This is a genomic window from Pseudomonas sp. NPDC087817 (assembly GCF_044742875.1).
Taxonomy (GTDB): domain Bacteria; phylum Pseudomonadota; class Gammaproteobacteria; order Pseudomonadales; family Pseudomonadaceae; genus Aquipseudomonas.
Genome location: NZ_JBIUVJ010000044.1, coordinates 1 through 12,219, shown reverse-complemented (window position 1 = coordinate 12,219; position 12,219 = coordinate 1). Strand labels below are relative to the sequence as shown.

Below are 12,219 nucleotides of genomic sequence, written 5' to 3'. Positions count from 1 at the left end.
GCTATCGACCTCATTTGCAAATTCAATCGATCTTTTTGTGACTTCTCGGTTTCTCGTGTACATCTAAGCGCTTAAGCCCATTTGAACGAATACGCGACCTGCAATCGGTGCAGGAACGCGGATTTTCTGGCGCCTGAAATATGCCGAAACACGCTGAAAGCCGCAGAACCAAAGGGATGGCTACCAGCCGAGGGTTTCTTTGAGGAAGGGAATGGTGAGCTTGCGTTGCGCCTGCAACGAGGCCTGATCGAGCTGTTCGAGCAAGTCGAACAATGCACTCATGCTGCGGGTGCCGCGAGTCAAAATAAAATGCCCGACTTCGTCAGTCAGGTGCAAACCACGACGCGATGCGCGCAATTGCAAAGCACGCAATTTGTCTTCATCGGAGAGTGGGCGCATCTGAAAGATCAGCGCCAGGGTCAGACGCGATTTCAGGTCAGCCAGTTTGACCGGCAGTTCACGCGGCGAGGTCGAGGCAGCAATCAGCAGGCGCCTACCGCTGTCACGTAGACGGTTGAACAGATGAAACATCGCCTCTTCCCAGTCCGCCTTGCCGGCAATTACCTGCAAGTCGTCCAGGCAGACCAGTTCGTACTGCTCAAGATTGTCGAGAATTTCGATACCGCGATCCATCAACTCGGCCAACGGCAGATACACCGCCGGCTCGCCCATCTGCTCGAAACGCAGACACGCGGCCTGCAACAGATGCGTACGCCCTACGCCGTGTTTGCCCCACAGGTAGATCAGGCTTTCTGTCCAGCCGGCGTCGGCTTCGCATAGGCGCTCGACATAGCCGAGTGCAGCGGCATTGGCGCCTGGGTAGTAGTTGATGAAGGTGGCGTCGTCACGCAGACGCACACCTAGGGGCAGCTGAATCGGTTTCATGCTGACTGAACAGTTCCCAAGGAACCGTTAGTGGCCTCTGTGTAAAGTTTGCGAAGTTTATACCCGTGAAGCTGAGCGCACAATGCAACAGAGTCCAGCCAAATCAAAGGTTTGCGTTAACACACTGGTTTTATGACAGATTCTCTGACGCCAACACCTGCATGACACGGGCCAACCCGGCGATTTGCCGGGTGGCCGTCACTGCCACTACAACTCGGGCTCGTCCGCTCCGCTATAGATGTCGGAGTCCTTGTACAAGTCGTGTACGTGGCGCACCAGCACCATGATCACCGCCGCCACTGGCAACGCCAGCAGTACCCCGGTAAACCCGAACAACTCGCCACCGGCCAGAATCGCAAAGATCACCGCCACCGGGTGCAGACCAATGCGGTCGCCCACCAGCAAAGGCGTCAGCACCATGCCTTCCAGCGCTTGGCCGACCATGAACACCGCAACAATCCCGATCATCGGGTAAAGATCGCCGCCGAACTGGAACAACCCGGCAATCAATGCCGCGCCGATGCCGATCACGAAGCCCATGTACGGCACGATCGCCGCAAGGCCCGCGATCAGGCCGATCAACAGCCCCAGCTCGAGACCGACGATCATCAGTCCCGCCGCGTAGATCACACCCAGCGCCACCATCACCAGCAACTGACCGCGCACAAATGCCCCAAGCACTTCATGACATTCGCCCGCCAGCGACACGATGGTTGCTTCACGATCGCGCGGCAGCAGGCTGCGGATCTTGGCCATCATCACGTCCCAGTCGCGCAGCAGGTAAAAGCTCACCACCGGGATCAGCACCAGATTGGCCAGCCAGCCGATCAGCGCCAGGCTCGACGCCGTTGCCTGACTCAGCACCACACTGACAATGTCAGTGGTCTGACCCATGTGCTCGCTGATCGCCGCCTTGACCTTGTCGAACTTCCAGAAGCCATCCGACAGCCCAAGCTTCGCCTGCGCCCACGGCAACGCCGTGTGTTGCAACCAGTCGAGCATCTGCGGCGCCAGTTCGTACAAGCGCAGCAACTGTTTGGCGAGCATCGGCACCAGCACCAGCAACAGCGCCGTGACGATCAGGGTGAACAAGGCAAACACGGCGATCACGCCCCAGGTGCGCGACAGACCGAGCCGCTCCAGACGATCCACCAGCGGATCGAACAGATACGCCAGCAGCAACGCCACCAGAAACGGCGTGAGGATCGGATGCAACAACCATACAAACGCGCAAAGCAGGACTACCCCACCGAGCCAGAACCAACGCCGCGTATCGGCCATGTACCACTCCTGTTGCTTCTATATAAGGAAAGACTTACCAGCGAAACCGCAACGACGGGGCCGCCGGTGTCGGGGCCGGAGCCACAACGGGCGGAGCACCTGCTACTGCCGGCTGTGGCACCACCGGGGCTGGCGCTTCGGCGGGCAGTTCCTGCAACTTCGCCAGCGACAACTGCGCACGCATCTGATCGGCACTGCCATTGACCCGATAGACGATGCGATCGCCATCGACACTTTGCAGACGCACACCGAACGGTTCGAGTAACCGCAGCAGCGTGGCGTAATGCTCAAGATTCATGCCCTGCACTTCCAGGGTCTGCTGCCCCGACGCCCCGGGCTTGGCAACAAAGCGTGGCGCCAGGCGCTCGGCCACCGCCAGCATCACCGCATCGGCCACGGCGGCCTGATCGGCGCCCTGCACGCTGCCCGCTTCTTTTTGATCGCCCAGCCACAAGTGCCATTTGGCTTGCCACTGCCCGCCCTCTTCGCGCGCATGCACGGCCAGCAGGGCATCCGCGTTGTAGCGCTCCGAAGCACCGCGCAACGGCGCCGGATCGCTTCCTTCCAAAGCAGGCGCCGTGGCAACCAGTTGCTCACTCAGATCGGCCAGCGGCAAACGCAGCGGCAAACCACGGTGCTGAGCAGCCGTACGCAACGGCGCGGCCGCGGCCTGACCGTCACCGACCAGACTCGAACCTTCGGTGGAATCGTTCAGCCACCAGCTCAGAATCGAAGGTCGACTGGCGCCCCACAAGGACAACCCGGCACGGCGCAGGGCCTGTTCGGTGGTCGCCGGATCGAAGTCGACCTTCAGCACCTCCGGCGGCCCGGCATCAAAACCGAACTGGCTGATGATCTGCTGCGGATCTTTGCGAATCGCCGCCAGCCCTGGACTCTGCGGGGCTTTTGGGTCGCCGGTCAGGCGCAGGACCAGCGTATCCAGCGCAGCCTGAGTCGCGCGATCACGTTCTTCCGGTGCCTGGCCGTGGACCGGCTCACGTACTTGATAGAGGCCTTTGAGGTTTTCGGCATGACTCGCCAGGCTGACCACAGACAAACAGCCCACAAACAACAATTTACAAAAACGCATGGAAAATTCCCGTCGACAGGAGCGGCTGGAACAGGCCGCGTGAACCGGTTGAGCAAGGCTGTGACCCTCGGCCGTTGCAAAACATTCACACGGCGGCGGTAAGTTTTTGCACAGTGATAACGATAGACGGTTAATTGCCACATCTTATACAGGCACCCGTACGCCTCAATTGCAAAAAATTTCCGCCGATATGGCCCTGCCCGTCGGTGCGAGGATGGCCGCTGCCCCTCAAGCCTGATAAAATCGCGCGCCTTCGCAGACCGGCAACAGCCGGGCACCTCGAAACTCGCGTGAGGCCATCGCCCCCTCGATTTCGATGTTCCCGCTGAACTCGGTCGTTACCCCTGAATCCCCTCCCCTAAAGGCCTGGATCATGAGCAAGCAACCCTCCCTGAGCTACAAGGACGCCGGTGTAGACATCGACGCCGGTGAAGCATTGGTCGAACGCATCAAGAGCGTCGCCAAGCGCACTGCGCGCCCGGAAGTCATGGGCGGCCTGGGCGGTTTCGGCGCCCTCTGCGAAATCCCGGCCGGCTACAAGCAGCCTGTACTGGTTTCCGGCACCGACGGCGTCGGCACCAAGCTGCGTCTGGCGCTGAACCTGAACAAGCACGACAGCATCGGTATCGACCTGGTTGCGATGTGCGTGAACGACCTCGTCGTTTGCGGCGCTGAGCCACTGTTCTTCCTCGACTACTACGCCACCGGCAAACTCAACGTCGACACCGCTGCCCAGGTGGTTACCGGCATCGGCGCTGGCTGCGAACTGTCCGGCTGCTCGCTGGTCGGCGGCGAAACCGCTGAAATGCCAGGCATGTACGAAGGCGAAGACTACGACCTGGCCGGCTTCTGCGTCGGCGTCGTGGAAAAAGCCGAAATCATCGACGGCTCGAAAGTCGCCACCGGTGACACACTGATCGCGCTGCCATCGTCCGGCCCGCACTCCAACGGCTACTCGCTGATCCGCAAGATCATCGAGGTGTCCGGTGCCGACATCGAAACCATCCAGCTCGACGGCAAACCGCTGACCGACCTGCTGATGGCTCCGACCCGCATCTACGTGAAGCCACTGCTCAAGCTGATCAAAGACACCGGCGCGGTCAAAGCCATGGCCCACATCACCGGTGGCGGCCTGCTCGACAACATCCCGCGCGTTCTGCCAAAAGGCGCTCAGGCCGTGGTTGACGTTGCCAGCTGGACTCGCCCGGCCGTCTTCGACTGGCTGCAAGAGCAAGGCAACGTTGACGAGACCGAAATGCACCGCGTCCTGAACTGCGGCGTCGGCATGGTCATCTGCGTGGCTCAGGAGCACGTTGAAGTCGCCCTGAACACCCTGCGTGACGCTGGCGAGCAGCCTTGGGTCATCGGTCAGATCGCTGTAGCTGCCGAAGGCGCTGCTCAGGTCGAACTGAAGAACCTTAAGGCTCATTAATGTCCGCAACCTGTGATGTCGTGGTGCTGTTGTCCGGCACCGGCAGTAACTTGCAGGCCTTGATCGACAGCACGCGGACCGGCGACAGCCCGGTTCGCATCGCTGCGGTGATTTCCAACCGTGCCGACGCCTACGGCCTGCAACGCGCCAGTGACGCGGGTATCGCCACCCGCTCGCTGGATCACAAGGCATTCGAGGGTCGCGAGGCCTTCGACGCTGCCTTGATCGAACTGATCGACGAATTCAATCCGAAGCTCGTGGTGCTGGCCGGTTTCATGCGCATTCTCAGCGCTGATTTCGTTCGCCACTATCAGGGTCGCCTGCTCAATATCCATCCGTCGCTGCTGCCCAAATACAAAGGGTTACACACTCATCAGCGCGCGCTGGAGGCCGGCGATACGGAACACGGCTGCTCCGTACACTTCGTCACCGAGGAACTCGATGGCGGACCACTGGTCGTACAGGCAGTATTACCGGTAGAGTTGCACGACACGCCGCAGAGTCTGGCGCAGCGAGTGCATGTTCAGGAACACCTGATCTATCCGATGGCGGTACGCTGGTTTGCCGAAGGGCGACTGGCACTCGGTGAGCAAGGTGCTTTACTGGATGGCCAGTTACTCGCGGCCAGCGGCCACTTGATTCGACACTAGGAGATATTATGCGTCGCGCCCTGCTCTTCGCTTGCGCACTGCTCGCCCTGCCTTTTGCGCAGGCGGCAGACCTTCAACCGTTCTCCGCCAGCTACACCGCCGACTGGAAGCAGCTGCCCATGAGCGGCACTGCCGAACGCAGCCTGACCAAAGGTGCCAACGGCGTCTGGACGCTCAGTTTCAAGGCCTCGATGATGATCGCCAGCCTGACCGAACAAAGCACCCTGACCCTGGACAAGGACACCTTGCTGCCGCAGTCCTACCACTTCGAACGTGGCGGTCTGGGCAAAGCCAAGAAAGCTGATCTGGATTTCGACTGGAACAGCAAAATGGTCACCGGCACCGACCGTGGCGATGCGGTAAAAATCCCGCTGAACCGTGGCATGGTCGACAAGTCGACCTATCAATTGGCACTGCAGCATGACGTGGCTGCCGGCAAGAAGACCATGAGCTATCAAGTGGTCGATGACGGCGAAGTCGATACCTATGACTTCCGCGTGCTGGGTTCGGAAAAAGTCGAGACCAAGGCTGGCAAGATCGATGCGATCAAGGTCGAGCGCGTACGCGACCCGACACAAAGCAAGCGCATCACCGTCCTGTGGTTCGCCAAGGATTGGGATTACCTGCTGGTCCGCCTGCAACAAGTTGAAACCGACGGCAAGGAGTACAACATCATGCTCCAGGACGGTACGGTCAACGGCAAGGCAGTCAAAGGTAGCTGATCCGATGGATGTGAAAAGCCCCGCAGATGCGGGGCTTTTTATTGCCTGCGTTTAGCCCGAGTTTTTGTGTCACATTCACCCCCTCACCCCAGCCCTCTCCCGAGGGAGAGGGAGCCGACCGAGATGTCTGGCGCCATGAATCGACCTGAAAGATCGAGTCGATTATGGATTCACTAACGAACGCTCAAGTCAGCGTAATTCTCTAATTTCCCACGATCAGTCCCCTCTCCCTCTGGGCGGCCCGACGTTTCGGGAGGGTTAGGGTGAGGGGCTTTTCAGCCAAACCTCAAACCGAGAATCTGGCCACCATATTGTTCAAATCCACCGCCAACCGTGACAACTCCTGACTCGCCGCACTGGTCTGATTCGCCCCCGCCGACGTCTGCATGGCCAGATCGCGAATATTCATCAAATTGCGATCCACCTCCCGCGCCACCGCCGCCTGCTCCTCCGATGCACTGGCGATCACCAGGTTGCGCTCATTGATCAGCGTAAACGCCGAAGCGATCTCCTCCAGCGCAGTCCCGGCAGCCTTGGCCAGTTCCAGCGTCGAGCGCGCTCGAACATTGCTCTGCTGCATCGAACTGACCGCCGAATCCGTGCCTTGCTGGATCCCGCCAATCATCTGCTCTATTTCCTGTGTCGATTGCTGCGTGCGATGCGCCAGTGCCCGCACTTCGTCCGCCACCACCGCAAACCCGCGCCCGGCATCACCGGCGCGCGCGGCCTCAATTGCCGCGTTCAGCGCCAACAGGTTAGTCTGCTCGGCAATCGACCGAATCACGTCCAATACCTTGCTGATGCCATGAACCTTCTGTGCCAGGTCTTCCACCTGACTGGCATTGCTGGTCACATCCTCAGCCAGAAACTCAATCGACGACACCGTCTGCTGCACCTGCTCGCGGCCGTGCTGGGCAATCCGATCGGATTCACGCGAGGCCTCGGAGGTCGCCACCGCATTGCTGGCCACCTCCTCCACCGCTGCGGTCATCTGATTCACCGCCGTGGCCGCTTGCTCGATCTCCAGACTCTGTTGATGCAATCCGCGCGTGGCGTCTTCGGTGACGCAACTCAGCTCTTCCGAGGCCGAGGCCAGTTGGCTGGAAGACTCCGAGATCTGCCGGATCGTCTCACGCAGATTGTGCTGCATGCTTTTCAGCGCATGCAGCAGCCGCGCCGGTTCATCCTTGCCGGAGATCGTGATGTCGCCAGTCAGATCGCCGCCCGCTACCACTTCCGCGACACCTAGCGATTGCGCCAGCGGCAGCACGATGCTGCGGGTCAACAGCAGCGCCAGCCCGATGGTGATCAGTGCAGTGACAGCGATCATGACACCGACCCACACCCGCGAATTGATGAAAACCAGTCGTGCAGCCTCGGTCGCGAGATTCGCATTGTGCTTATTGAGCTCGACTAGTTCACGAAGGGTGACCGCCATGTCGTCGGCCAATGGACTCATCTCGCCATTGAGAATCGCAGCAGCCTCCTCGACTCGATCCTGAGCAGACAACTGCATCACCTGCGCTTGGAACTCCAGATACTTGTGCTCGGCGACTTTGAAGCGATCAAACAGCTTGCGCTCCTCGGGCAACACGATCAGCACGTCATAACGCTGCTGGGCTTCACTCAGCACACCGCGCAGCTCGTTGAGCTTGGCGACATTCTGCTGCAGCGCCTGCGGATCACGATTGAGCAGCAGGCGCATGGTCAGTGCGCGCAGGCGCAACATGTCCTGACTCATCTCGCCGACGGCCATCACGCTGGGCAGCCAGTTGTTGTCGACCTCATCAGACTGCGCGCGCATGTTCGACATTTGCAGCAGGGCGAACGCGCCGAGGGCAAATACCATCAGGGCCAACAGGCCAAAACCCAGTCCGGCGCGCGGGGCAATATTGAGACTACGAATACTCATTGCTCTGGTTCCTTCCAAAAGCGCTGCATCAACCCTGCAGCTGGTTGCTGTAGAAGGTATCGGCCCGGCGAGAATTTGCGTAAGACGAAAAAGTGATATCAAAAGGCCTTAATACTTCGAACGCTCGGCATTAACGATTCAGCGCGGTTTTGCCGGACTTGAACTCCGTTCGCGGCAAGATCGCCAAAAAGTTATCTCGCGCCACTTTGCGGGCAACGTCTCCCGGCAATGCGTCGAGGAATGGCCTGAAGCTATGCATTTCCTGACCAAGTTTGTTGAAACGCCCTACGACGTCTGAACCGAGCATGAAGCGCTCCGGGTATTTCTCCACCAGCGCCAGCCATTCCGGTCGCGGCTTGCCCTGTTCGTCCAGCAGATAGGGCGTGAGCATGCTCCACGACAAGTCGATAAACAGATTGGGGTAAGCCTCAAGCATGCGCGTGAGGGTGGGCAAGAGAAAATCCAGTTGCGTCTGGTGTCGATGAATCTCGGCGCTGGTACCGGCGTGGGCCCAGATGAACCGTGTGTGCGGGTGATTACGCAGCGGCTCCTCGATTTCCTTCAGGTACAGCGGATTCTTCTCACGCTTGGAGGTGATGTTGGAGTGCACCATCACCGGTAAATCGTTTTCCGCCGCCAGGTGATAAATCTTGGTCATGGCCTCATTGTTGGCGCGCGGCGTGTCGCCGGACGTCAGTGCCGTCAGGTCATCATGTCGGGTAAACACTTCACCAATGCCCTGCCACAACCCTGGATACAGATCGAGCATGCGTTGAATGTGCGCGGCGGAGTTTTTGTCGTTGGGGTTGAAGCCGGAAAGGAATGGATGAAAGTACGGACGCTGCTCAGGTGTCAATTTCTGTACGGCGTCGGCGACGATCACGTCGGTGGCGCTGTACCAATAGGCATCAGCGTCATCGCCGGCGTAATAACGCGGGCGCTTGGGTTCGTCTTCGTGCCACTTCTTCGCCACGGGAATGCCGGAAATCATCACGTGCTCGATGGAATTGTCTTTCATCGCCGTAAGCAATTTCGCCATGCCCGCGGTTTCCTGGAAAAAATCCACGTAGTGCAGGTGCGCGTCGCTGTAGGTGTATTCGCGGGCACTGGTGGTGCCGGCACACAGCAGAAGGCAGGCGAGACTTAAACGATACAGGGACACAATTAATCTCCGACAAGTAGGCATAGCCTAGACCCCGCCCTGATAACAAGGGTTCATCCCGCAGGAAAGTGGAACGCGTGCCGGTGGGAATGCTCTATAACTGCAAGGTCTTTTTTGATCGAACGACTTTTCCTACTGCCAGTGAGGTTCCCATGACCGTTACCGTCAATACCGTCTCCGCTGAAGGTTTTCGTCACACCGTACAAATCGATGACCACGAAATGTTTGCCGACGTACCGAAATCCGCCGGTGGCGAAGGCTCGGCACCTGAGCCGCACGACTACTTCGACGCCGCCCTCGGTGCCTGCAAAGCCCTGACCCTGAAGATGTACGCAAAAAAGAAAGACATCCCGCTGACCGGCGTCGGTGTCGAAGTGAAACGCGACAACAGTGAGGAGCAGAAAGGCAAATACGCCCTGCACGTCACCCTCACCCTCAAAGGCGTGTTGACCGATGCCCAGCGTGAAGAATTGCTGCGCGTCGCCGACCGCTGCCCGATCCACAAGCTGATGACCACCAGCGAAGTGGCCATCGAAACCCACGCCCCACAAGGCTTTGACAGCCAGTAATCACTACAGCGCCAGTGGCGGGTTATGCTTCTGGCATCACCCGCTCAGCCTGGAATGCACCATGGACACGCAACCTCTGATCATCCGCCCGCGCGCCGAAGACGTCGAAGGCCAGCCGATTCTGCGCCCGTTGCCGTCAGCCAAATGCCGTAGCGTCGGGCCTTTCGTGTTTTTTGATCACATGCTCGAAACCGTGTATCCGACCGGCAAAGGCATGAACATCCGACAGCACCCGCACATTGGTCTGTCGACCCTTACGTATCTGTTTGAAGGGCAGATCCAGCACAAGGACAGCCTCGGCTCCGATCAGGTGGTCAGCGCTGGCGATGTCAGTTGGATGACTGCCGGCAGCGCCATCGCTCATGTTGAACGCACACCTGAGCCGCTGTGGGAGCAGAGCTTCACGATGCACGGCCTGCAAATCTGGCTGGCTTCGCCCAAGGATCACGAGCAGGGCCCCGGACATTACAGCCATCACCCGGCAGCGACCTTGCCGGTCAGCGATAACCTCGGCGTGCAGATTCGCATGATTGCCGGGTCAGGCTTTTGCCTGGAATCACCGGTGCCGGTGCTTTCTCCTACGCTGTATGCCGAAGTGAAGATGCAGACGGCGACCACGCTGCTGATTCCGACGGAGCATGAGGAACGGGCGGTATATGTATTGAGCGGTGATGCGCAGTTGAATGGCGAAGCGATTGAACCGCACGCGCTGGTGGTGTTGCCGGCCGGGGAAGAGATGAGCCTGTTTGCCGACAGCGATTTACATGCAGTGATATTCGGCGGCGCGCCGCTGGACGGGCCTCGGCGGATCAACTGGAATTTTGTGGCGAGTGATCCGGCGGCAATTGATGAGGCGCGGCGCAAGTGGGCGGCCGGGGATTGGCCGACGGTGCCGGGGGAAGTTGAGCGGATTGAATTGCCTTAGTTCTGTGTCGCCTGTGAGTCAGTCATCGCTGGCAAGCCAGCTCCCACAGGTTTTCGCGTCGAGAAGATATTCTGCAAACGACTCGAAAACTGTGGGAGCTGGCTTGCCAGCGACGGGGCCCTGTCAGGCATCACAAAAGTGAGTGATGTCACCAGAATCAGCCCTTGAACACTTCATCCAGCAAATCATGCATCGACTTGAAAGCGCGCTTGGCAGTCTTCGCGTCGTACATCATCTTGCCCGGCACATTCGCATGCGGATCAGTGAACGAATGCACCGCACCGCCGTAGCTCAGCAACTGCCAATCGACGTTCGCTGCGTTCATCTCATCTTCAAACGCCGGCAACTGCTCTTTCGGCACCAACGGATCGGAAGCGCCGTGCAGCACCAGCACCGAGCCTTTGATGTTTTTCGCATCGGCCGGGTTCGGCGAATCCAGTGTGCCGTGGAACGACACCGCCGCTTTCACCGCCGCGCCAGTGCGCGCCAGATCCAGCGCACAGCAACCGCCAAAGCAGAAACCGAACACCGCCAGTTTCGAGGTATCGACTGCCGCCTCACCCTGCTTCTGCAACTGCTCGAAAGCCGCCTGCATACGCTTGCGCAGCAATGCGCGGTCATCCTTCAGCGGCATCATCGCCGCACCGGCCTGATCAGCGTTCTGCGGACGCACAGCCTGGCCGTAAACGTCAGCGATCAACACCACATACCCCTTGGCCGCCACCGATTTGGCGATCTCCTCGGCACCGGCGCTGACGCCCATCCAGTTCGGCGCCATCAACAGACCCGGGCGCGAGTGTTTATGCTCGGCGTCGAACGCCAGACGACCTTCATACGGCTGGCCATCAATCTGATAGACCACGGAACGTACAGTGACTTGGCTCATTTCTGACTCCTGATTTGTTAAACACCAGAATGAAAAAACCCGCCGAAGCGGGTTTTTCCTACAACGTGATCAAACCGACAGTTCAACCAGCAGCTTGTTCAGGCGGCGCACATAAGCGGCCGGATCTTTCAAGCTGTCGCCAGCCGCGAGGGCTGCCTGATCGAAGAGGATGTGCGACAGGTCGCCAAAACGCTCTTCGCTCTGCTCGCCATCGAGTTTCTCGATCAGCGGGTGGCTCGGGTTGAATTCGAAGATCGGCTTCGAATCCGGCACCTTCTGACCGCTGGCTTCGAGGATCTGACGCATTTGCAGACCCAGGTCCTGCTCGCCGATGGCCAGAATGGCCGGCGAATCGGTCAGACGATGGGAAACGCGCACTTCAGCCACGGAATCGCCCAGCGCGGTTTTCAGACGCTCGACCAGACCTTCTTTGGATTTCGCGACTTCTTCTGCGGCTTTCTTGTCCTCTTCCGAGTCCAGGTTGCCCAGATCGAGGTCACCGCGTGCCACGTCGACAAAAGTCTTGCCGTCGAACTCGCTGAGGTAGCTCATCAGCCACTCGTCGATGCGGTCGGTCAGCAGCAGCACTTCGATGCCTTTCTTGCGGAAGACTTCCAGGTGCTGGAAGTGCTTGACCTGCGCGTAGGTTTCGCCGGTGAGGTAGTAGATCTTGTCCTGACCTTCCTTGGCGCGTGCCAGGTAGTC

Annotated in this window: 11 protein-coding genes and 1 pseudogene; 5 read left to right on the top strand and 7 right to left on the bottom strand. The window is 59.3% G+C overall.

Annotated elements, in window-relative coordinates; translation table 11 throughout:
* Positions 1-180: 180 nt before the first annotated feature.
* The 3 genes from hda to ACIONG_RS22080 form a co-directional block, all read right to left on the bottom strand.
* Positions 181-885 (bottom strand): DnaA regulatory inactivator Hda, encoded by a 705-nt coding sequence (gene hda, locus ACIONG_RS22090; protein ID WP_003223042.1) that lies wholly within the window; start codon positions 883-885, stop codon positions 181-183.
* A 207-nt stretch (positions 886-1,092) separates the two neighbouring features.
* Entirely contained in the window at positions 1,093-2,166 is a 1,074-nt protein-coding gene (locus ACIONG_RS22085; RefSeq protein ID WP_315448508.1) for an AI-2E family transporter, read from the bottom strand.
* A 34-nt stretch (positions 2,167-2,200) separates the two neighbouring features.
* Positions 2,201-3,256: a DUF2066 domain-containing protein gene (locus tag ACIONG_RS22080; protein WP_401302680.1), complete on the bottom strand. Its 1,056-nt coding sequence runs from the start codon at positions 3,254-3,256 to the stop codon at positions 2,201-2,203.
* A 373-nt stretch (positions 3,257-3,629) separates the two neighbouring features.
* Here ACIONG_RS22080 and purM point away from each other — a divergent pair, with 373 nt between their 5' ends.
* Genes purM through ACIONG_RS22065 form a run of 3 tightly spaced genes read left to right on the top strand, consistent with a single transcriptional unit; the run spans position 3,630 to position 6,060 of the window.
* Positions 3,630-4,688 (top strand): phosphoribosylformylglycinamidine cyclo-ligase, encoded by a 1,059-nt coding sequence (purM, locus tag ACIONG_RS22075; RefSeq protein WP_401302678.1) that lies wholly within the window; start codon positions 3,630-3,632, stop codon positions 4,686-4,688.
* On the top strand, positions 4,688-5,338 hold the full coding sequence (gene purN / locus ACIONG_RS22070; protein ID WP_201239325.1) for a phosphoribosylglycinamide formyltransferase: 651 nt from the start codon (positions 4,688-4,690) through the stop codon (positions 5,336-5,338). Before purM ends, purN begins: the two co-directional genes overlap by 1 nt.
* 8 nt (positions 5,339-5,346) lie before the next feature.
* The gene (locus ACIONG_RS22065) at positions 5,347-6,060 is read left to right on the top strand and encodes a DUF3108 domain-containing protein (protein WP_103306609.1); all 714 of its coding nucleotides are present in this window, start codon (positions 5,347-5,349) and stop codon (positions 6,058-6,060) included.
* A gap of 286 nt (positions 6,061-6,346) precedes the next feature.
* Here the strand turns inward: ACIONG_RS22065 and ACIONG_RS22060 are convergent, their stop codons facing one another.
* Positions 6,347-7,972, bottom strand: coding sequence for a methyl-accepting chemotaxis protein (locus ACIONG_RS22060; protein WP_315448505.1), 1,626 nt, complete (start codon positions 7,970-7,972; stop codon positions 6,347-6,349).
* Positions 7,973-8,102: 130 nt separating this feature from the next.
* The gene (locus ACIONG_RS22055; RefSeq protein ID WP_401302675.1) at positions 8,103-9,158 is read right to left on the bottom strand and encodes an amidohydrolase family protein; all 1,056 of its coding nucleotides are present in this window, start codon (positions 9,156-9,158) and stop codon (positions 8,103-8,105) included.
* A gap of 128 nt (positions 9,159-9,286) precedes the next feature.
* On the opposite strand from ACIONG_RS22055, the gene ACIONG_RS22050 reads away from it, so the two are divergent.
* Both ACIONG_RS22050 and ACIONG_RS22045 read left to right on the top strand, forming a co-directional pair.
* The gene (locus ACIONG_RS22050) at positions 9,287-9,703 is read left to right on the top strand and encodes an OsmC family protein (protein WP_213027981.1); all 417 of its coding nucleotides are present in this window, start codon (positions 9,287-9,289) and stop codon (positions 9,701-9,703) included.
* Between the two features lie 61 nt (positions 9,704-9,764).
* Positions 9,765-10,628, top strand: coding sequence for a pirin family protein (locus ACIONG_RS22045; RefSeq protein WP_213027980.1), 864 nt, complete (start codon positions 9,765-9,767; stop codon positions 10,626-10,628).
* Positions 10,629-10,785: 157 nt separating this feature from the next.
* Here ACIONG_RS22045 and ACIONG_RS22040 read toward each other — a convergent pair whose 3' ends face one another.
* Both ACIONG_RS22040 and ACIONG_RS22035 read right to left on the bottom strand, forming a co-directional pair.
* A complete protein-coding gene (locus tag ACIONG_RS22040; protein WP_401302672.1) occupies positions 10,786-11,514 on the bottom strand; it encodes a dienelactone hydrolase family protein in 729 nt (242 codons plus the stop codon).
* A 69-nt stretch (positions 11,515-11,583) separates the two neighbouring features.
* Positions 11,584-12,219: pseudogene (locus ACIONG_RS22035) on the bottom strand (molecular chaperone HtpG); the annotation flags it as partial.